This is a genomic window from Demequina gelatinilytica (assembly GCF_000971115.1).
GTDB lineage: Bacteria > Actinomycetota > Actinomycetes > Actinomycetales > Demequinaceae > Demequina > Demequina gelatinilytica.
This window is the reverse complement of sequence record NZ_BBLV01000006.1, coordinates 18,304-38,076: the sequence shown is the minus strand read 5'-3', so window position 1 is coordinate 38,076 and position 19,773 is coordinate 18,304. Positions and strand designations below refer to the sequence as shown.

The 19,773-nt window shown below is 70.9% G+C and carries 17 protein-coding genes and 2 tRNA genes; 14 read left to right on the top strand and 5 right to left on the bottom strand.

Translation table 11 applies throughout. From position 1 onward, the window contains the following. Positions 1-80: 80 nt before the first annotated feature. Together AOM00_RS06215 and AOM00_RS06210 are read right to left on the bottom strand one after the other, a co-directional pair. Positions 81-1,547 (bottom strand): sugar porter family MFS transporter, encoded by a 1,467-nt coding sequence (locus AOM00_RS06215; RefSeq protein ID WP_062516968.1) that lies wholly within the window; start codon positions 1,545-1,547, stop codon positions 81-83. Between the two features lie 161 nt (positions 1,548-1,708). Further along, positions 1,709-3,142 carry an NAD(P)/FAD-dependent oxidoreductase gene (locus tag AOM00_RS06210; RefSeq protein WP_082096699.1) on the bottom strand — a complete coding sequence of 478 codons (1,434 nt, stop codon included), beginning with the start codon at positions 3,140-3,142 and terminating at the stop codon, positions 1,709-1,711. 207 nt (positions 3,143-3,349) lie between these two features. Here AOM00_RS06210 and AOM00_RS06205 point away from each other — a divergent pair, with 207 nt between their 5' ends. The 4 genes from AOM00_RS06205 to AOM00_RS06190 are packed head-to-tail and all read left to right on the top strand — an operon-like array spanning position 3,350 to position 7,355. Next, positions 3,350-4,534: a polyamine ABC transporter substrate-binding protein gene (locus AOM00_RS06205; RefSeq protein WP_228373428.1), complete on the top strand. Its 1,185-nt coding sequence runs from the start codon at positions 3,350-3,352 to the stop codon at positions 4,532-4,534. Next, the gene (locus AOM00_RS06200; RefSeq protein ID WP_062516967.1) at positions 4,521-5,669 is read left to right on the top strand and encodes an ABC transporter ATP-binding protein; all 1,149 of its coding nucleotides are present in this window, start codon (positions 4,521-4,523) and stop codon (positions 5,667-5,669) included. Before AOM00_RS06205 ends, AOM00_RS06200 begins: the two co-directional genes overlap by 14 nt. Before the next feature lies 1 nt (position 5,670). Continuing rightward, a complete protein-coding gene (locus AOM00_RS06195) occupies positions 5,671-6,534 on the top strand; it encodes an ABC transporter permease (RefSeq protein WP_228373427.1) in 864 nt (287 codons plus the stop codon). Further along, entirely contained in the window at positions 6,531-7,355 is an 825-nt protein-coding gene (locus AOM00_RS06190; protein ID WP_228373426.1) for an ABC transporter permease, read from the top strand. The genes AOM00_RS06195 and AOM00_RS06190 overlap by 4 nt, the downstream gene beginning before the upstream one ends. A gap of 308 nt (positions 7,356-7,663) precedes the next feature. Here the strand turns inward: AOM00_RS06190 and AOM00_RS06185 are convergent, their stop codons facing one another. Together AOM00_RS06185 and AOM00_RS06180 are read right to left on the bottom strand one after the other, a co-directional pair. Then, positions 7,664-9,046, bottom strand: a complete 1,383-nt coding sequence (locus tag AOM00_RS06185; RefSeq protein WP_062516966.1) for an aspartate aminotransferase family protein — start codon at positions 9,044-9,046, stop codon at positions 7,664-7,666. Between the two features lie 86 nt (positions 9,047-9,132). Next, complete coding sequence (locus tag AOM00_RS06180) at positions 9,133-10,404, bottom strand: winged helix-turn-helix domain-containing protein (RefSeq protein WP_062516965.1); 1,272 nt, start codon at positions 10,402-10,404, stop codon at positions 9,133-9,135. A gap of 94 nt (positions 10,405-10,498) precedes the next feature. Between AOM00_RS06180 and AOM00_RS06175 the strand changes: the two genes are divergently transcribed. From AOM00_RS06175 to AOM00_RS06145, 7 genes are all read left to right on the top strand, one after another. Further along, a tRNA-Thr gene (locus AOM00_RS06175) sits at positions 10,499-10,574 on the top strand. 45 nt (positions 10,575-10,619) lie between these two features. Next, a tRNA-Met gene (locus AOM00_RS06170) sits at positions 10,620-10,693 on the top strand. A 67-nt stretch (positions 10,694-10,760) separates the two neighbouring features. Then, positions 10,761-10,925 carry a 50S ribosomal protein L33 gene (rpmG, locus tag AOM00_RS06165; protein ID WP_042213233.1) on the top strand — a complete coding sequence of 55 codons (165 nt, stop codon included), beginning with the start codon at positions 10,761-10,763 and terminating at the stop codon, positions 10,923-10,925. A gap of 111 nt (positions 10,926-11,036) precedes the next feature. Beyond that, positions 11,037-12,071 carry an endonuclease/exonuclease/phosphatase family protein gene (locus AOM00_RS06160; RefSeq protein ID WP_062516964.1) on the top strand — a complete coding sequence of 345 codons (1,035 nt, stop codon included), beginning with the start codon at positions 11,037-11,039 and terminating at the stop codon, positions 12,069-12,071. Positions 12,072-12,109: 38 nt separating this feature from the next. Beyond that, a complete protein-coding gene (locus tag AOM00_RS06155; protein WP_062516963.1) occupies positions 12,110-12,556 on the top strand; it encodes an FAS1-like dehydratase domain-containing protein in 447 nt (148 codons plus the stop codon). Then, positions 12,556-12,987 (top strand): MaoC/PaaZ C-terminal domain-containing protein, encoded by a 432-nt coding sequence (locus AOM00_RS06150; RefSeq protein ID WP_062516962.1) that lies wholly within the window; start codon positions 12,556-12,558, stop codon positions 12,985-12,987. Before AOM00_RS06155 ends, AOM00_RS06150 begins: the two co-directional genes overlap by 1 nt. A 200-nt stretch (positions 12,988-13,187) precedes the next feature. Then, the gene (locus AOM00_RS06145; RefSeq protein ID WP_062516961.1) at positions 13,188-14,645 is read left to right on the top strand and encodes an NCS2 family permease; all 1,458 of its coding nucleotides are present in this window, start codon (positions 13,188-13,190) and stop codon (positions 14,643-14,645) included. Between the two features lie 67 nt (positions 14,646-14,712). Here the strand turns inward: AOM00_RS06145 and AOM00_RS06140 are convergent, their stop codons facing one another. Next, a complete protein-coding gene (locus AOM00_RS06140) occupies positions 14,713-15,780 on the bottom strand; it encodes a LacI family DNA-binding transcriptional regulator (protein WP_228373425.1) in 1,068 nt (355 codons plus the stop codon). Between the two features lie 102 nt (positions 15,781-15,882). On the opposite strand from AOM00_RS06140, the gene AOM00_RS06135 reads away from it, so the two are divergent. The 3 genes from AOM00_RS06135 to AOM00_RS06125 all read left to right on the top strand — a co-directional run bounded on the left by AOM00_RS06135 (position 15,883) and on the right by AOM00_RS06125 (position 19,617). After that, a complete protein-coding gene (locus AOM00_RS06135) occupies positions 15,883-17,217 on the top strand; it encodes an MFS transporter (RefSeq protein ID WP_062516959.1) in 1,335 nt (444 codons plus the stop codon). A gap of 82 nt (positions 17,218-17,299) precedes the next feature. After that, positions 17,300-18,571: an MFS transporter gene (locus tag AOM00_RS06130; protein ID WP_062516958.1), complete on the top strand. Its 1,272-nt coding sequence runs from the start codon at positions 17,300-17,302 to the stop codon at positions 18,569-18,571. After that, the gene (locus tag AOM00_RS06125; protein ID WP_062516957.1) at positions 18,568-19,617 is read left to right on the top strand and encodes a UDP-N-acetylmuramate dehydrogenase; all 1,050 of its coding nucleotides are present in this window, start codon (positions 18,568-18,570) and stop codon (positions 19,615-19,617) included. Before AOM00_RS06130 ends, AOM00_RS06125 begins: the two co-directional genes overlap by 4 nt. The last annotated feature ends 156 nt before the right edge of the window (positions 19,618-19,773 follow it).

Genomic DNA, 19,773 nt, shown 5'->3' with positions numbered 1-19,773 from the left:
GCCTTCACAGGCCCGTCCGCCCGGCGGCTCCGCCACGCGGTGAGGACACGCGGGTCCGCGTGCGGGGGAGCCGCAGGGGTTCAGACGGTCGCGTTCGGACCGAGCGTCTCGCGCACGAACCTGCCACGGTGCACCTTGACGTCCGCATCCATCGCCTCGAGCTCCATGCCCTTGGTCTCCGGCACGCGGAAGTACACGAACAGCAGCGACAGCAGCGCCATCGACGCGTAGAAGCCGTAGGCGAAGGTGAGCCCGATCGACGCGAAGCCGGGGAAGCTCACGGTGATCGCCCAGTTCGCCACCCACTGCGCCGCAGCCGCCACCGCGAGCGCGGAGGCGCGGATCTTGTTGGGGAACATCTCGCCCAGCAGCACCCACACCACCGGGCCCCAGGTCGCTCCGAAGAACACCACGAAGAGGTTCGCGCACACGAGCGCGACGGTGCCCCACGCGCCGTCGAGCTGCGCGTCGCCCGCGGAGTCGACGGTGGCGTTGGCGAACGCGAGGGCCATCATGCCCAGCGCGATCGTCATGCCCGTGGATCCGATGAGCAGCAGCAGGCGGCGTCCGATGCGGTCGACCAGCATGATCGCGACGATGGTCACGACGATGTTGGTCACCGAGGTGATGGTGGACGTGAGGAACGCCTGGTCCTCGTCGAAGCCCACGGACTTCCACAGCGTGGTCGAGTAGTAGAAGATCACGTTGATCCCCACGAACTGCTGGAACACCGACAGCAGGATGCCCGTCCAGACGATCGGATGGAGACCCAGGGCGTGACCCTTGAGGTCGGCCATCGAGAACTTGTCCTGGGTTCCGAGCGAGGCACGGATCTCCGCGATCTTGGAGTGGGGGTCCTCCATCCCCGTGTACTCCCGCAGCACCTCGGCGGCCTCGTCGTCGTGATGCTTGCTCACCAGGTACCTGGGCGACTCGGGCAGCCGCAGCGCCGCGACGCCGTAGACCACCGCCGGGATCGCGGCGGCCAGGAACATCCAGCGCCACGCCGCGAGGCCCAGCCACAGCTCCTGGTCGGCGCCGTCGGCCCATCCCGCGAGCAGCTGGTCGCTGAGGAGCGCCGCGAAGATACCGAGGACGATCGCCATCTGCTGCAGCGAGCCGAGCCGTCCGCGGAACTCCGAGGGCGACACCTCGGCGATGTACGCGGGCGCGATCACCGAGGCGGCGCCGATCGCGAGGCCGCCGATGACGCGCCAGGCGATGAGATCCCACACGCCGAAGGCGAGACCTGAGCCGAACGCCGAGATGAGGAAGAGGATCGCGGACAGCACCATCACGCGGATACGCCCGTAGCGGTTCGCGATGGAACCCGCGAACCACGCGCCGACGGCGCATCCCAGCAGGGCGGCCGCGACCGCGAAGCCCGTGAAGCCGTCCGACAGCTCGAACTTGCCCTGGATCGAGTCGACCGCGCCGTTGATGACGGAGGAGTCGAAGCCGAAGAGGAAGCCACCGAGCGCTGCGCCGATGCTGATCGCGACGACGCGCCTGTGGAGGCCCGCCGCCGAAGGGGTCTGCTGTGTCACGGTCGGCTCCTTGTCGCGGGTCGCGCCGCTGCGTCCCTGGTCGTGGGCGTCCGTCCATGGCGGACGCGCCTTCTACAGGTGACGCTAACGCGAATGGGGGGCGGTCGCCTTCCCAACGGCGCGAAACGCCGATGATGACGGTGCCAGGGGCTCCGCCGTCCTCAGTGCCCGCCCATGAAGGGCGCCATCACGCGCGCCGCGAGGCTCTCGCGGCGCGTCACGCGCTCCTCCGCGTCGGCCGCGGTCATGGCCCGCAGGCCCGCGTTGACGCCCATCCACCGGAGCGGCTCGGGCTCCCATCGAGGCGACCGATGCCCCACCCAGGGGAGCCGCGTGAGGTCGCTGTCGATCCCGAGCACCAGGTCGCGCAGCGTTCGCCCCGCGAGGTTGGTGGTGGTGACGCCGTCCCCCACGTAGCCGCCGGCCCAGCCCAGCCCGGTCTCACGGTCGAGCCCCACGGAGGCGTGCCAGTCGCGCGCGATCCCGAGCGCTCCGCCCCACGCGTGCGTGATCTCGACGTCGCGCAGCACAGGCAGCAGGTCGACGAGCGTCGCGTGGAGCTTGCGGTGCACGTCGCGCGCGCGTCCCCGGTGGAGCGCGACCGACGAGCCGAGGCGGTACGGCGCGCCGCGACCGCCGAAGACGATGCGGTCGTCGGCGGTGCGCTGTCCGTAGATCACCAGGTGCCGGCCGTCGGAGAAGGTCTCGCGCCGCCGCAGGCCGATCTGCTCCCACATCGCTGCCGGCAGCGGTGCGGTCGCGATGATGAGGGAGTGCACGGGCACCACATCGCGGCCGTGGCCGGGCAGCGCCGGCGTGTACCCCTCGGTCGCGCGGATCACATGCGCGGCGGTCAGGGTCCCGCGGTCCGTCTCGACGCGGTGGGCGGCGATGCGCGTGGCCGCGGTGCGTTCGTGCACCCGCACCCCCTGGTCGCGGACCGCACGGACCAGCCCACGTGCGAGCCGCCCGGGATGGATCGCCGCGCAGTCGGGGGTGTAGGTGCCGCCGAGCACGCGCGTCGCATCGAGATGAGCGCGGGCACCCTCGGCGTCGAGCAGCGTCAGCTCGTGCTCGTCGCGGCCCCAGCCGCGGGCATCGTCCACCTCGGCGCGGGCACGTTCGAGCTGGGTCCCGGTCCGCGCGAGCACCACCGTGCCGCCCTTGGCGAGGCGCGCGTCGATGCCCGCGGCGGACGACGCGCGGATCACCTCGTCGACCGAGGCCCGCATCGCGGCGTGCTGGCGCAGCGCGGCGTCGCGACCGGCGTCGCGGGCCAGCGTCGCGAGCGAGCTGGGGAACAGCGCGGAGGCCCAGCCGCCGTTGCGACCGGACGCGCCGAAGCCGGCGATCTCCTGCTCGACGATCGCGATGCGAAGGTCGGGGCGCGCCTCCGCGAGGTAGTACGCGGTCCAGAGGCCCGTGAAGCCGGCTCCCACGATGGCGACGTCCACGTCGCGGTCACCGGCGAGCGGGTCCTGCGCGACCAGGGAGTCGTCGGCGGTGTCGAGCCAGAGGGAGATGCCCGCGTAGGCGCGGGCGCGGCCTGCCGGATCGGCTGGGGCTGGGACCCGCGCGCCACCTCGTCGATTCATGGATCAAGTGTGGTGCGCGGCACCTGCGAAACATCGTTGCAATATGCCCGTCCGGACAACTCGTTTCGTGCGCGTAAATTCTCAGGCCAAAACGCCTGATTGCGCATCCCAATTTGATCAAGGCGCTCAATATCCGGGGAGGGGCATGCCACTATCTGGTCACTCGCTGTCAGCTGACCGGGTCCGCCCGGAGTCAAGGAGGTCGACGTGTCCGAGGTCACGCCGCCGGAGGAAGTGAAGAAGAAGGGCGTCTCGCGCCGCGGGCTGATGATCGGGGGCGCGGCGGGTGTCGCGGGCCTCGGCGCGGTCTACCTCATGGGTCGCGGGAACGGGGGCGGCGGCTCCGCCGAGGGGTGCGTCACCACCGACCTCTCGGACACCGAGTCGGTCCTCAACATGTCGAACTGGCCCGAGTACATCGACGAGGACGACGGCGACTACGTCTCGACGCTCACCGCGTTCCAGCAGGAGTCCGGCATCTCGGTCACCTACACGCCCGACGTCAACGACAACGTCGAGTTCTTCGCGAAGGTCCGCAACCAGCTCGGCGCGTGCCAGCCGACCGGCCGCGACATGTTCGTGCTCACGGACTGGATGGCGGCGCGCATGATCGACGCCAGCTGGATCCAGAAGCTCGACAAGGCGAACGTCCCCAACCTCGACAAGAACCTCATCTCCTCGCTCCAGGGCGTGGGCTGGGACCCGAACCGCGACTACTCGGCTCCGTGGCAGTCGGGCTTCTCGGGCATCGCGTACAACAAGTCGCTCGTGGGCGAGGTGTCGACCATCGACGAGCTGCTCACGCGCTCCGACCTCAAGGGCAAGGTCACCCTGCTCACCGAGATGCGCGACACCATGGGCCTGCTGCTGCTGGCCGACGGCGCCGATCCGTCGAACTTCAGCGACGACGAGTGGGGCAACGCGCTCGAGAAGATCTCGAAGGCGCGCGCCGACGGCCAGATCCGTGCGTTCACCGGGAACGAGTACATCAACGACCTCGCCAACGGCAACATCGCGGCCTGCGTCGCCTGGTCCGGCGACGTCGCCGCGGCCGAGGACGAGAACCTGGTCTTCCTGCCTCCGCAGGAGGGCATGATGATCTGGTCCGACAACATGATCGTGCCGGTCCAGGGGCAGCACAAGGCCAACGCCGAGAAGCTCATCGACTACTACTACGACCCGGCCGTGGCAGCGAAGCTCGCCGCCTACGTCTGGTACGTGTGCCCCGTCGAGGGCGCGCAGGCCGAGATGGAGAAGATCGACCCGTCGCTCGTCGACAACCCGCTGATCTTCCCGACCGCCGAGTACCTCGCCCAGACCCACTCCTTCATGGCGCTCGACGAGGCGAAGGCGTCGCAGTACGAGAAGGACTACGCCGATGTCACTGGCTGACCAGGCCCGGGGCGACCTCAAGCTCGCCGGTCTGCACAAGCGCTACCCCAACGGCTTCGTCGCGGTCGAGTCGCTCGACCTGGTGATCCCGCAGGGCTCGTTCTTCGCCCTGCTCGGCCCGTCGGGTTGCGGGAAGACGACCACGCTGCGCATGGTCGCCGGTCTGGAGGAGGCCACGCAGGGCACCATCCACATCGGCGAGCAGGACATCACGCACGCGAAGCCGTACAAGCGCCCTGTCAACACGGTGTTCCAGAACTACGCGCTGTTCCCGCATCTCACCATCGCGGAGAACGTCGCGTTCGGCCCCAAGCGTCGGGGCTCGAAGGACCCGGCGCAGGAGGTCAAGGAGATCCTTGCCCTGACGGAGCTCACGGAGCAGGCGAACAAGAAGCCCGCCCAGCTGTCGGGTGGTCAGCAGCAGCGCGTCGCGCTCGCTCGCGCGATCATCAACCGACCGGACGTGCTGCTGCTCGACGAGCCGCTCGGTGCGCTCGACCTCAAGCTGCGTCGCGCGATGCAGGTCGAGCTCAAGCGCATCCAGGAGGAGGTGGGCCTCACCTTCGTGCACGTCACGCACGACCAGGAGGAGGCCATGACGATGGCCGACACGGTCGCCGTCATGAACAAGGGCCGCATCGAGCAGATGGGTGCGCCGTACGACCTCTACACCAACCCGCAGACCACGTTCGTGGCCAACTTCCTGGGCCGTTCCAACCTCATCAAGGGGACGGTCGTGGGTCGCGAGGGCACGGGCGCCGACGCCGTGGTGAAGGTCGACATGCACGGCACCATCGCGACGATCAAGGCGAGCAAGGTCCACACCGACTCCGATCACGGCTGGGTCGGCATCCGACCCGAGAAGGTGCTCATCCAGCCCGAGGGTCAGACGATCGACGCGCCTGGCGCCGCGCTCTCCGGGGCGGTTGTGGTGGACGCCAGCTACATCGGCGTCTCGACCGACTACACGCTGCGGATGCCGTGGGGCCAGGAGATCACCTGCTTCGAGCAGAACACCGGGCGTCGCGGCGGGCTGATCCCCGTGGGCACCAAGGTCGACGTCTCCTGGCGTCCCGAGTTCGCGTTCCTCCTCGACTCCTCCCAGGACGCCGAGGCGGGGCTCGAGGAGGACTGACGTGGAGGCCCTTCAGCGGGTGTTCGGCAGGAACACCGCCTATCTCCTCATCGGGCCGGCCGCGATCTGGCTCGCGGTCTTCTTCCTGTTCCCGATGCTGTCGCTGCTCACCACGTCGCTGTCCGACCCGTCGGGCACGCCGATCACGGGGTACACGCTCACGTGGCGCGTCCAGAACTACATCGAGGCGCTCGGAGACTACTGGCCGTACATGATGCGCTCGCTGCTGTACGCGGGCATCGCGACGCTCATGTGCCTGGTCCTCGGCTACGTCCTGGCGTACGCCATCGCCTTCAAGGCGGGTCGCTGGAAGACCGTGATGCTGGTGCTGGTCATCGCACCGTTCTTCACGTCGTTCCTGGTGCGCACGCTGTCCTGGAAGCTCATCCTCGCGGACAACGGTTTCATCGTGAACACGCTCCAGACGCTTCACATCCTGGGCGAGGACGGGAGGCTCCTGGCGACGCCGTTCGCGGTGATCATGGGGCTCACGTACAACTTCCTGCCCTTCACCATCCTGCCGCTGTACACCAGCCTCGAGAAGATCGATCCGAAGCTCAACGAGGCCGCGGCGGACCTGTATGCAAGCCCCTTCCAGCGCTTCACCAAGGTCGTGTGGCCCCTGTCGCTGCCGGGCGTGGTGGGCGGCACGCTGCTGACGTTCATCCCCGCGACGGGCGACTACATCAACGCCTCGCTGCTGGGCAGCCCCAACACGCAGATGGTCGGCAACAAGATCCAGCAGCTGTTCACCACCGCGGGCGACTACCCGCACGCCTCGGCGCTGTCGGTGATCCTCATGGTGCTCATCGTCGGCATGGTGCTCTTCTATGTGCGCCGCGCAGGAACGGAGGAGCTGCTGTGATCACCCGCGTCGGCAACTGGATCGGCAAGCACCTCATGCTCACGCTGGGCATCCTGGTGCTGCTGTACATGTACATCCCGAACTTCATCGTCGCCCTGATGTCGTTCAACGACTCGTCGGAGTCGCGCAACCTCTACCAGTTCCAGTCCTTCACGTGGGACAACTGGCTGAACCCCTGCGACCCGCAGGGCATGTGCGAGTCGCTCCGCGTGAGCATCAGCATCGGCCTGTTGGCGACGCTCGCCGCCACGATCATCGGGACGCTCGCCGCGTTCGCGCTCGTGCGTCACCGCTTCGAGGGCCGCTCCACCATGAACCTGGTGCTGTTCCTGCCGATGGCGACCCCGGAGATCGTCATGGGATCGTCGCTCCTCGCGCTGTTCGTCGCGGCGGGCTTCGGCGGGCAGCTCGGCTTCTGGACCGTGCTGATCGCGCACATCATGTTCTGCATCTCGTTCGTCGTGGTGACGGTCAGGTCGCGCCTCGCGGGCCTCGACTCGAACCTCGAGAAGGCGGCCTCCGACCTCTACGCGAACGAGTGGCAGACGTTCTGGCGGATCACCTTCCCGCTGGTCTTCCCGGGAATCCTCTCGGCGGCGCTGCTGGCGTTCTCGCTGTCCTTCGACGACTTCATCATCACGAACCTCAACTCGGGCACCACGGTGACGTTCCCGATGTTCGTGTGGGGTGCCGCGCAGCGCGGTGTCCCGATGCAGGTCAACGTCATCGGCACGCTGATGTTCCTGCTCGCGCTCGGCATCGTGATCGGCGGCGAGGTCCTCAACCGTCGCCGCGCGAAGGGCAAGGCCTCGGCCTTCTGACACGGACACGCAGAAGGGGCCCCGATCCGCCGGATCGGGGCCCCTTCTCGCGTCGCCGCCCACCAGCCCGGACCCGCCCGGCGACCCCGACCCGCCCGGCGACCCCGACCCGCCCGGCGACCCGGACCCGCCCGGCCCGGAAGTGGTGCCTCACTGTCGCGATTCGGGAATCCCCGCCGCGCAGTGGTCGCTGGTTGTCGCTGCGGCGGGACCGCCGACAACCACCTACCACTGCGCGGCCGCGACCTCCCGGAACCGACCAAGGGCTACCATTTCCGCCAGGGGTGCGGTCCGGGCGCGCGCCGCGACTACAGCAGCGCGTACGCCCGCGAGATCACGTCGCGCAGGATCCGCTCCATCTCGTCGAACTCCGCCTGGCCGATGGTCAGCGGCGGCGAGAGCTGGATGACCGGGTCGCCGCGGTCGTCCGCGCGGCAGTACAGGCCCGCCGCGTAGAGCTCCTTGGACAGGAAGCCATGCAGCACGCGCTCGCACTCGTCCGCCGTGAGGCTCTCCTTGGTCGCGCGGTCCTTGACCAGCTCGATGCCGTAGAAGTAGCCGTCGCCGCGGACGTCCCCCACCATGGGCAGGTCGAGCAGCCGCTCGAGCGTCGCGCGGAAGGCCGGTGCGTTCTCGCGGACGTGCTTGAGCACGCCCTCGGTCTCGAAGATCTCCAGGTTCCTCAGCGCCACCGCGGCGGCGACGGGATGGCCTCCGAACGTGTAGCCGTGCGCGAACATCTCGCCCTGCTCGAGGAACGGCTCCATGAGCCGGTCCGAGGCGATCATCGCGCCCATCGGGGCGTACCCCGAGGTCAGGCCCTTCGCGGACGTGATGATGTCGGGGACGTAGCCGTAGCGCGTGGCGCCGAACATCTCGCCCAGGCGTCCGTACGCGCAGATGGTCTCGTCGGACACGAGCAGCACGTCGTAGCGGTCGCAGATCTCGCGCACGCGCTGCCAGTAGCCGGTCGGCGGCGGGAAGCAGCCGCCGGCGTTCTGCACGGGCTCGAGGAACACCGCGGCGACCGTGTCCGCGCCCTCGTTGAGGATGGCGACCTCGATCTGGTCCGCCGCCCACCGGCCGAAGGCCTCCGGGTCGGAGCTGTCGTGCAGGCCGTGGGTGATCTCCGCGGCGCGGTAGACGTTGGTGTTGGGCACGCGGAAGGTCGACGGCACAAGCGGCTCGAACTGCTGCTTGAGGCCCGGCAGCCCGGTGATGGACAGCGCGCCGTGAGGGGTGCCGTGGTACGCGACGTTGCGGCTGATGACCTTGTGCTTGAGGGGCTTGCCCACGAGCTTGAAGTAGTTCTTCGCGAGCTTCCAGGCGGACTCGACGGAGTCGCCGCCGCCGCTGGTGAAGAACACGCGGTTGAGGTCGCCCGGGGCGAGGGCCGCGAGCTTGGCGGCCAGCTCGATCGCGGGCGGCGTCGCATACGACCACAGGGGGTGGAAGGCGAGCTCCTTCGCCTGGTCCGCCGCCGCCTGCGCCAGGTCGGCCCGGCCGTGGCCCAGCTGGTTGACGAACAGCCCGCCCAGGCCGTCCAGGTACCGCCGTCCCTCGGCATCGAAGATGTACGCGCCCTCACCGCGGACGATGATCGGCACGTCCTCCGTGTCGTAGCGGGAGTGCTGGGTGAAGTGCATCCACAGGTGGTCCTTGGCGGCGCGCTGCATCTGTTCCGGGTCCATCCGGACATGGTTCCGTGCCGACGATGCGCGCGGCAACTCGCTTCCGGAGGGGATCCGCGGGGTTCCGCACGGATCGTCCGGAAGGTTCAGGCAGCGGCGAGCGCCGGGGCGAGCGCTGCGGCGAGGTCGCCCCGCGGCCCGACCACGATGCGGTCCAGGCCGAGCCATCCCGCCAGGGTCCGCAGCTCGGATGCCAGGGCCGCGGTCACCTCGGCGTCGGGGCGGCGTCGCGAACCGGGGGCGCGACCAGGCTCCCGCCATGCCGCCTCGACAGACAGCACGCCGTCGCGCCGCAGCGCCTTGAGGTCGACGCGCGCCTCGAAGCGGTCCCCGAGGAGGAACAGCAGGCAGTAGTAGCCGAACACCCGCTTGGGGGCAGGGGTGTAGATCTCGATCCGGTAGTCGACGCCGAACATCCGCAGCAGGCGCGGCCGGTACCAGCACACCGGGTCGAACGGGCTCAGGAGGGCCGATGCGGTGGCCCGGCCGGGGTCCACGGCGCCCGTCGCGAGCAGCGCAGGCTCCTTCCAGCCCTCGACGGTGGTCCAGGTGGCGAGACCGCGCTCGACCGCGGACCCTGCCCACGCGGCGGCGCCGGCCGCGGCGCCCTTGCGGTGGGCATCGTCCCGCGCGGAGCGGGGGAGGCGGAAGTGGTCGGCGATGTCGGCGGGCGTGCCGATGCCCGTCGCGGCGAGCCCGTGGTCGAACAGCGCCTGCTGCGCCTCCGCGGCGGTCAGACCCCACGCGCCTTCCGAGGCGCGCGGCAGCCCCCACTCGCGCATCGGGGAGTCGTAGGTCCGCCGGAAGTGCGGGCCGCGCGAGGCGGCGACCTCGCCCGTGATGAACAGGTACTCGAGAGCGTCCTTGACGTGCGACGTGTCCCACCACGTGCCGCGGGTCCCCTCCCGGGGTGCGAGGTGCTCGAGCGCCGACGCGGTGAGCGGGCCGTTCCGCTCCACGGCGTCGCGCACCTGCGCGATGAGGCCCGGGCGCTCGCTCTCGAGGCGCGCGCGGTGCCGGCCCTGCCACGACGCGTACTCGGTCATGCGGTGGTGCATCGCGGGCAGGAGGGCGTGCGGCATCACCGAGGCCTCGTGGCCCCAGTGCTCGAACGCATGCTCGCCGGACCACAGCCAGCGGTCCAGCCGGTCACGGTCGTAGGGGCCGTAGCGGGAGTAGACCGGGAGGTGATGCGCCCGTGCGAGGACGTTGACCGAGTCGAGCTGCAGCACGCCCTGTCGCTCCAGGTACTCGCGGAAACGAGCGGGGCCCGGCCTGCCTGCGGGCCGCCGCCGCGCGAGCGACTGCGCCGCGAGGTGGATGCGGCGCGCCTCCGCGGCGCTCAAGGAGTCCGTCACGCGGCTCACTCTAGGGCCGCCCACCGACACCGATCCGGGGGTCTCGGCGCCGATTTTTGTTTTGGGGCCGATGGCGTGTAACCTATTCCGGCTGGCCCCGATAGCTCAGTCGGCAGAGCGTTTCCATGGTAAGGAAAAGGTCCAGGGTTCGATTCCCTGTCGGGGCTCCAAGTCCATCGTCATGTACGGTGGATCGCCGCCATCTGGCGGCTCGCGGCGGGGTAGCTCAGCTGGTTAGAGCGCACGACTCATAATCGTGAGGTCGCGGGTTCGAGCCCCGCCCTCGCTACGGATTCAGGCAGCAGCCTGATCATGCGCCTTCGCAAGGCGCGTCCCTACAAGGCTGGGAGAGAACCATGGCCAAGAACGACGTTCGTCCGAAGATCACGCTCGCGTGCACCGAGTGCAAGGACCGCAACTACATCACGCGCAAGAACCGCCGCAACAACCCTGACCGTGTGGAGCTCTCCAAGTTCTGCCGGAAGTGCGGCAAGCACACCGCGCACCGCGAGACGCGCTAAGCAGCAGCTTCGACCGCAGGCCCGTCGCCCCTCAGGGGCGGCGGGCCTGCGGCGTTCCCAGGGAGGATCGTCCCTGGACGATGCGGGGTGGTCCCGTGCGAGACTGGCGCGATGGGGGAGCCGGGGGAGGGCACGCGGGCCGAGGGCGCATCGTCGCCCCGTGAGGCCGCCGTGCGGGTGCTCGCCTTCGCGGCGCGTGCCGTCGCGTGGACGGTGCTCGTGGTGGTGCTCGTCCCGGTGCTCGCCCGGCTCACGGGTTTCGAGGCGGGGCCGCTCGCCGTAGCCGTGTCGATGGTCCCGTGGGCCACGCTCGCGGCGGTGATCCCCGTGGCGCTCGCGGCCGCCGCACGCGCGTGGAACCTCCTGGCGGCCGCCGCCGCAGTGCTGGTGCTGGGGATCGTCTGGATCGCCCCCCTCTACGTCGCCGAGACCGCGACGGGCGAGCCGGTGCTGCGCATCGGGACGCTGAGCCTCGGCAGCGGCGCGGCGAGCTCGGACGCGATCGTGGCGATGGTGCGCGAGCAGGACCTCGATGTCCTCGCGCTCACGGAAGTGGTGCCCGAGACCGAGCAGCGCCTCGCCGATGCCGGGCTCGACCTGCTGCTGCCGCACCACGTCGCGTTCCCCGAGTACGAGAAGCACGGCACCGGGCTGTGGTCCCGGCTGCCGCTGTCCGACGGCACCAGCCTGGACGGCATGGCCGCGCACCTGGTCCGCGCGCAGGTCGAGACCGCCGAGGGTCCGCTCACGGTGATCGTGGCGCACCCCGAGTCTCCCAACCCGCTCGAGCATGGCCAATGGGAGTCCGACCTCGAGGTGCTCCACACGGTGCTCGAGACGCAGGACGGGCCCGTCGTCGTCGCGGGCGACCTCAACGCCACACGGGACCATCGAGCGTTCCGCGCGATCGAGGAGCTGGGCTACGCGGATGCGGTGGAGCAGGCGGGTGCCGGCTTCATCCCGACCTTCCCCCGCGGGATGTTCTCGTGGCGGCTGCGGCTCGTGCGCAGCGTGATCGACTCGCCGCTCGTCGCGATCGATCACGTGCTGGTGCGGGACGCGGGGCTGGTCGCGACGCACGTCGACGGGGTCGAGGTCCCCTGGACCGACCATCGCGGGCTGGTGGTCGAGTACTCGCGCGGGTGACGCGCGCCTGCCGCGGGCATCCTGGATAGGGTGGCGATGTGCCAGTGAACACCGAAGCCGTGGGCCGCGCGTACGGCCCCCATGAGCCCTACGAGGTCACCCGCGTCAAGATCCGCGAGTTCGCCGACGCCGTCGACGCGTACTCGTTCGCGCATCGCAGCGAGGAGGCCGCACGGGCGGAGGGCTTCTCCGATGCCGTCGCGCCCACCACCTTCGCGGTGGTCATCGCGCAGCAGGCCGAGTTCCACGTGGTGGTCGATCCCGAGGTCGGGGTGGACTTCTCGCGCGTGGTCCACGCCGACGAGCGCTTCACGCACCACCGGCCCATCATCGCGGGCGACCTGATCTCCGCGACCGTCCACATCGACGACATCAAGCAGCGCGGCGGCATCTCCACCGTGACCACCCGCACCGAGCTCACCGACGAGGACGGCGCACCCGTGTCGACCGTGATCAGCACCCTCGCGGTGCGCGAGGAGGCCTGATGAGCGCCGAGAACGGCCCCACCTTCGAGGGCCTCGAGGTGGGCCAGGTGGTCGCCGCGCGCGAGGTCACCTTCACCCGGGACACCCTGGTGCGCTACGCGGGCGCCTCGGGCGACTTCAACCCCATCCACTACAACGACGCCTTCGCCGAGTCCGTCGGGCTTCCCGGCGTGATCGCGCACGGCATGCTGACGATGGGCACCGCCGCCTCGGTGGTCGAGGAGTGGGCCGGACCCGGCAACGTCGTCGATCTGCAGACGCGGTTCGCGCGGCCCATCCCGGTCCCCGCGATGGGCGAGGCCACCGTCGCGTTCACCGCGAAGGTCGGCGTCCTGGACACCGAGGCGAGGTTCGCGCGCATCGACATCCTCGTGGAGTTCGAGGGCCAGAAGATCCTGGCGAAGGCCCAGGCAGTCGTCGCCTGCGCCTAGTCGCGGGCAGCCGCGGCGCCCGGTGCGCGGCGTCCGGTGGTCATGAAACGCTCCTGCGTGCCTATAGGGTGACGCTCGCGAGATCCCGTCGTGCGCCCCGAGCGTAAGGCGTTAGCGTCGCTAGCCCGAGGGGTTCGCACCCACACCCCCCGGGAGAGCTTGACGCTGCGCGCGTCCTCCCGCCATCCGAGAGAGGACGTATGAGCGTCAGCACCGAGGAGCGGACCGGTTTCGCCGGCAAGATCGACTCCTACTTCGAGATCACCAAGCGCGGCTCGACCTTCGGCCGCGAGATCCGTGGTGGTCTCACCACCTTCTTCACCATGGCGTACATCGTCGTGCTGAACCCGCTGATCATCGGCACGGTCGCCGACGGCACGGGCAAGTACCTGGGCGGCGGCGACGCGCCCGACACCGCGCTGGTCGCGGCCGCGACCGCGCTGGTCGCGGGCCTCCTGTCGATCCTCATGGGCGTGTGGGCGCGCTTCCCGCTCGCCATGGCCGCGGGTCTGGGCATCAACGCCTTCCTCGCGTACGGCATCGCGTCGCGCGAGGGCATGACCTGGCCCGAGGCGATGGGCTTCGTGGTCCTGGAGGGCGTGGTCATCACGGTCCTGGTGCTGTCGGGCTTCCGCAAGGCGGTCTTCGCCGCGGTCCCCGCGTTCCTCAAGCAGGCCATCGCGGTCGGCATCGGCCTGTTCCTCGCGTTCATCGGCCTGTACGACGCGGGCATCGTCCGCTCCGGCGCAGGCACCCCCACGCAGTTCGGCGACGGCGGCTACATCTCGACGTGGCCGATGGTCGTGTTCGTGGTGGGCCTCCTCACCGCGATCGTCCTCATGGTCAAGAAGGTGCGCGGCGCGCTCCTCATCTCGATCGTCGTCGCCACCGTGCTCGCGGTGGTCCTCGAGTCGGCGCTGTCGCTCGGCTCCTCCGTCGACAACCCGTCGGGCTGGGCGCTCGTGGTGCCCGCGATCCCCGACACGCTGGTCTCCGCCCCGGACTTCTCGCTCATCGGCCAGGTCGACCTCTTCGGCGGCTTCACCACGCTGCCCGTGCTCACCGCCCTGCTGCTGGTGTTCTCGCTGCTCATCACCGACTTCTTCGACACCATGGGCACCATGACGGCCGTGGGCGCCGAGGCGGAGCTCAACGATGAGGACGGCAACCCGCCGCGCGCCCAGGAGGTGCTGCTGGTGGACTCGGTGGGCGCCGTGGCCGGTGGCCTGGGCTCGGTGTCTTCGAACACCTCGTACATCGAGTCCGCCGCGGGCGTGGGCGACGGTGCGCGCACCGGTCTCGCCTCCGTGGTGACCGGCATCGCGTTCCTGCTGTCGACGTTCCTCACCCCGCTGTACGCGCTGGTGCCCTTCGAGGCCGCTACGCCCGTCCTCGTGGTGGTCGGCTTCCTCATGGTGTCGCAGGTCGCGGGGATCGACTGGAAGGACTACCGGATCGCGATCCCGGCCTTCCTCACGTTCATCATCATGCCGTTCGGCTACTCGATCTCCGCCGGCATCGGCGTGGGCTTCATCTCGTACGTCGTGCTGCAGGTGGTCACCGGCGGCGCGAAGAGGATCCACCCGCTCATGTGGGGCACCGCGGCGGCCTTCGTCCTGTACTTCGCGATGGGCCCGATCATCAACGTGCTCGGCTGACCCCTCCCGCGTGACCGCTCGGCCCCTCGATCCCTCGGGATCGGGGGGCCGAGCCGCGTCCGGGGTCCTACGCGCGCGGCGCGCGGGCCGTCGTCGAACCCAGCCGCAGCTCGAGCGGCATCACCACGGGCTCGGGGGACTCGCCCGCGAGCAGCGCCTTCACCTCGGCGGCCAGCGCGTGGCCCTTGGCCTCGGCGTCCTGCACCTGGGTGGTGAGCTCGTGCGGCGCGATCCACGGGATGTCGATCCCGTCGAAGCCGGTCACCGACAGCTGCTGAGGAACGGGGATGTCGAGCTCGCGCGCGGCGAGGATCGCGCCCCCGGCGAGGAGGTCCGACTGGCACACCAGCGCGGTCGGGCGGGGCTCGGTGGCGAGCGCGAGATGCGCGGCCGCGATGCCCTCCGCGACGATCGACGCCCGCGCCTCGACCACCACGCACGGCTCGATCCCCGCATCGGCGAACGCCTCGAGGCGCCGATGCACGGGAGTCCACGCGGTCTGCGTGAGCGCCTCCTCGAGCGTGAGCACGCGCGTCTCGCCGTCCAGCCCCGACGGCAGGGTGATGGTGCCGATGCGCTCGTGGCCCAGGTCCCTGAGGTGGCGGACGAGCTCCGCGGTGGCGGCGCGGTCGCCGATCTCGAGCCGGCCCGCTCCCGCGGGCGCCTCGCCCTCCATCACCACCACCGGCAGCCCGCGGCGCCGGGCGATCTCGATCGCGGGCTCGTCGTCGTGGTCGCGGACGCGCAGCAGCACCGCGGCGTCCATCGCGGCGGTCTCGAGCAGGCTGCGCTCCCCGGGCTCGCCGGTGGGCGTCGGGATCAGCAGGACGCCGAGCCCCATCTGCCCGAGGTCCCCCACCAGCCCGTCCATGATGCGGAGCATGAGCGGATCGCGGAAGGACAGCTGCAGGCGCTCGTGGATGACCACGCCGACCACGCCCGTGCGGCCCGAGCGCAGCGCGCGCGCATGCGGCGCGGGCCCGGCGTAGCCGAGCTGCTCGGCGGCGCGCTCGACCTTGGCGCGGGTCTCGGGGGACAGCGGGCCGGCGCCGGAGTAGGCGAGCGACACCGTCGATACGGAGACCCCGGCGTGCGCGGCCACATCGGCCATGGTCGGTCGACGTGTGCGCGACACTTGCTCTCCCTCGGCTCGGTTGGACGTCAGCGTAGCGCCGGACCGTGCGGTCGCAGGGCATAGCCTGGGATGCCGCCCGCTCGCAAGCCGTCAGGAGAAGAAGTGTCACACGCGCCCGTCGCGTCCAGCCCCGCCCGTATCGCCGCGGCACGCCGCGGCGTCCTCGCGATCTTCTGGATCATGGGCGTCTTCATGGCGACGCAGGTCTCGCGATACCCGACCATCACCGAGCTGCTCGGCGTCTCCACCGGCGAGCTGGCGCGGCTGCTGCTGTTCGGCGCTCTCGGTGCCCTGTGCGCGCTGCTGGTGACGGGCTGGTCCGTGGCGCGCTTCGGCACGCGCGCGCTGCTGTGGTGGTCGTCCTTCGGCTTCCTCGCGGCGATCGCGCTCCTGGGGGCGGCGACCGCGTGGGGCTCGCAGCCGCTCTTCGCGGCCGGATCGTTCCTGGTCTCGGTCGGCTTCGCGGTCACCAACGTCAGCATGAACGCCGAGGCGGCCGCGGTCGAGCGCGCGATGGAGCGGGCCGTGCTCCCGCAGTTCCACGCCGCGTTCTCCGTCGGCATGGCGATGGGGTTGGCGCTCGGCGCCGCGGTCTCGCACCTGGGCGTCGCGCCCGTGTGGCACTTCATCGGGGTGGGCGTGGTGCTCACCGCGCTGCGCCTCGCGGTCCTCCCGGCCGCCGTCATGGACGGGCGCCCGCGCCCGGACGATGCGCGCCCCGGGCTCGGCGGCCCGTTTGCCGCCGCGAGGGACGAGTACCGCGACCGCCGCGTGGTGCTCATCGGACTCATCGTCTTCTCCGCGTCGACCATCGAGGGCGCGGCTGCGCAGTGGGCGTCGCTCGCCGTGGTCGAGGCCTTCGACCAGCCCGAGGCGGTGGGAGACCTCCTCTACTGGGTGTTCGTGGTCGCGATGGTGACGCTGCGATGGAGCGGAGCGGCGGTCATCGGTCGTCTGGGCCGCGTGGTCGCGCTGCGGGCCTCGGCCGTGCTCGTGATCGCCGGTGTCGCGACGTTCGCGTTCGCGCCCACGCTCGCGCTGGTCCCCGTGGGCATGGTGCTGTGGGGGCTCGGCGCCGCGCTCGGCGTGCCGATCGGCTTCTCCGCGGCGTCGGACGAGCCGGACAAGGCCGCGGCACGCGTGGCGGCCGTGTCCTCGTTCTCCACCATCGCGGGCCTGGTGATGCCGCAGGTGATCGGGCACCTGGGCGACCTGGTCGAGCTGCGCAAGGCGCTCCTCGTCGCGGTGCCGGCGGCGGTGCTGTCGTTCCTCATCGCGCGCGCGGTGCGCCGCGAGGGCCCGCTGTTCCGTTCGCATCGTGCCCTCGCCCGTCGCGTCGAGGACGAGGCGGCGCGTGACGAGGCCGCGGCGGTGGTCGCCGACGGGCTCGAGCCCGTCCAGGCGCTCCCGGAGGAGGATGCCCCGGTCGGGCGGTGACGCCTCCCTGCCGCCGCGTCGGTCCCCGGTGCTAGCGTCAGGAGGGTCCTGGCGCTGAGGGACGATGCGGAGGGGGAGCCGCATGGAGGCATCGTCGGTCGATGCGCGCCGCGTGCGTGCCGCGCGAGCGGGGGTGCTCGTGCTGTTCATCGGCATGGGGATCATGCTGGGCACCCACGTGTCGCGCGTGCCCAGCATCCGTGACGCGCTGGGCCTCACGCCCGCGGGGCTCGCCGCGCTCTTCATCATCGGCTCGGTCGGCGGGCTCGTGGCCTTCGCCCTGCTCGGCGGGCTGGTGGCGCGCGTGGGCTCGCTGGCTCTCGTGCGCCTGGCCTCGGGGGCGACCATCGTGGGGTTCTGGTCGATGGGGTACGCCGCGCATCTGGGTACGTCGCTCGGCTTCGCGCTGGCGCTGTTCGTGACGCTCGGGGCGTTCGAGACCGTCAACGCTCTCGCGAACGCGGAGGCCGCGACCGTCGAACGCCTTGTCGGGCGCTCGATCATGTCGCAGTTCCACGCGGCGTTCTCGCTCGCGCTGCTGGCGGGGGTCGGGATGGGCGCGCTCTACTCGCATGCGGGCGTCGCCGTCGGCGTGCACTTCGCGGTCAACGTCACGGTGATCGGGGCGGCGTTCCTCGCGGTCGCGGCCGTCGCGATCGTCGATGGACGCCCGCCGCCCGCGGACAGCGTCGAGAGCAAGGACGGGCTGTTCGTCACGCTCAAGGTCGCGGGGCGGGAGCCGCGGACGCTCGCGCTCGGCTTCATCCTGTTCTGCGCCTTCACGGTGGAGATGGGAGCCGCCGACTGGGTGCCGCTCGCGATCGTCGACGACTTCGCCCGCACCGAGGCGCTCGCGGCCGCTCTCTACGCCGTGCTGGTGGTCGCGCAGAGCGTGATCCGGATGATGGGGGCGCCGCTGATCGACCGCCTCGGCCGCGTGACCGTGCTGCGCACGTGCGCCGTGCTGGTCGCGGTCGGCGCCGTGATCTTCGCGTTCACTCCCGCCTTCTGGGGCGTGCCGCTCGCGCTGCTGGTCTGGGGCTGCGGAGTCTCCTTCGGATACCCGCTCGCGATCTCGGCTGCCGGAGACGACCGCACGCACGCGACGGCGCGCGTGGCGGCCGTCGCGGCCTTCGGCACCATCGCGGGGCTCACGATGCCGCAGGTCATCGGGCTCATCGCGGAGCACGTCGAGCTGCGCAAGGCGCTCCTGGTCACCGTCGTCGCGGCGGCGGCCATGTACGCGCTCGCGCCCGCCGCGCGTCCGCTCGAGGGCGCGCCCGGGAGCCTGGGGCAAGGGGCGGCCGACCGCGACCGGGAGGAGGTGCGCGACGCGGATACCCTGGGTCCATGAACCTCGCCTCGCTGACCACCCTCCGTGTCGGCGGCCCGGCGCACGAGCTGCGGGAGGTGGACAGCGAGGCCGCGTTCATCGAGGCGGTGCGGTCCGCGGATGCTGCAGGAACGCCGTTGCTCGTGGTCGGCGGGGGCTCGAACCTGCTCGTCGCCGATGAGGGCTTCGACGGCGTGGTGGTGCGCGACGTCCGCACGGACGTCGGCCTGGTCAACGACGGAGCCTGCGGCGGGCTGTCCATCACCGCGACCGCGGGCACGCCATGGGACGCGCTGGTGGCGCAGGCGGTGGAATCCCAGTGGAGCGGCTTCGAGGCGCTGTCCGGCATCCCCGGCTCCGCCGGCGCGACCCCGGTGCAGAACGTCGGCGCGTACGGCGCGGAGGTCAAGGACATCGTGGCCTCGGTGCGCACGTGGGATCGCGAGGCCGGCGCGGTGAGGACGCTGCCGCTGGTGAAGGCCGAGTTCGGCTACCGCGACTCGATGCTCAAGCGCACCATGACGCACGGCCCCTGGGGTCCCACGCCGCGCTACGTGGTCATGGCGGTGACGTTCCACACGCGGATGGCGAGCCTGTCCGCGCCCGTGCGCTACCAGCAGCTCGCGACGGCGCTCGGCGTCGATCTCGGAGCGCGGGTCCCCATCACGGACGTCCGCACGGCCGTCCTCGGGCTGCGCGCCTCCAAGGGCATGGTGCTCGACCCGGCCGACCACGACACGTGGAGCGCGGGGTCCTTCTTCACCAACCCCATCGTCCCCGAGGCCGCGGTGCCGGTCGACGCCCCGCGCTATCCGGCCGCCGGCGATGGCATGGTCAAGACCTCGGCGGCATGGCTCATCGAGCATGCCGGCTTCGCGAAGGGCTTCGGCGTGGGCGACGATGCGCGGGCCACGCTCTCGACCAAGCACACGCTCGCGCTCACCAACCGCGGCGATGCGACGGCGGCGGACGTGGTCGAGCTCGCGCGCGCCGTCCGCGACGGCGTGCGCGAGACCTTCGGGATCGCCTTGGTCCCGGAGCCGGTGACCGTCGGCCTCGAGATCTAGCCGGAACGGCCCGACCCCTCTCGAAGGTGGTACCCGTTCGTCGGGAGGCGATGGTGCGCCGCTGCGTCGTCGTGACCTCCCGATCCCGACCGTCAGCCCCCTCCGTGGCGGGAACGACGCGGCGCCCGGAGGGCGGGACCCCCGAGCGCCGCGCAT

What these genes read in the sequence shown, in the direction of transcription:
- AOM00_RS06210 (WP_082096699.1), bottom strand. Translation starts at nt 3,142, where the DNA reads ATGAATCGACGAGGTGGCGCGCGGGTCCCAGCCCCAGCCGATCCGGCA.
- AOM00_RS06200 (WP_062516967.1), top strand. Translation starts at nt 4,521, where the DNA reads ATGTCACTGGCTGACCAGGCCCGGGGCGACCTCAAGCTCGCCGGTCTG.
- AOM00_RS06185 (WP_062516966.1), bottom strand. Translation starts at nt 9,046, where the DNA reads ATGGACCCGGAACAGATGCAGCGCGCCGCCAAGGACCACCTGTGGATG.
- rpmG (WP_042213233.1), top strand. Translation starts at nt 10,761, where the DNA reads ATGGCCAAGAACGACGTTCGTCCGAAGATCACGCTCGCGTGCACCGAG.
- AOM00_RS06160 (WP_062516964.1), top strand. Translation starts at nt 11,037, where the DNA reads ATGGGGGAGCCGGGGGAGGGCACGCGGGCCGAGGGCGCATCGTCGCCC.
- AOM00_RS06150 (WP_062516962.1), top strand. Translation starts at nt 12,556, where the DNA reads ATGAGCGCCGAGAACGGCCCCACCTTCGAGGGCCTCGAGGTGGGCCAG.
- AOM00_RS06145 (WP_062516961.1), top strand. Translation starts at nt 13,188, where the DNA reads ATGAGCGTCAGCACCGAGGAGCGGACCGGTTTCGCCGGCAAGATCGAC.
- AOM00_RS06130 (WP_062516958.1), top strand. Translation starts at nt 17,300, where the DNA reads ATGGAGGCATCGTCGGTCGATGCGCGCCGCGTGCGTGCCGCGCGAGCG.
- AOM00_RS06125 (WP_062516957.1), top strand. Translation starts at nt 18,568, where the DNA reads ATGAACCTCGCCTCGCTGACCACCCTCCGTGTCGGCGGCCCGGCGCAC.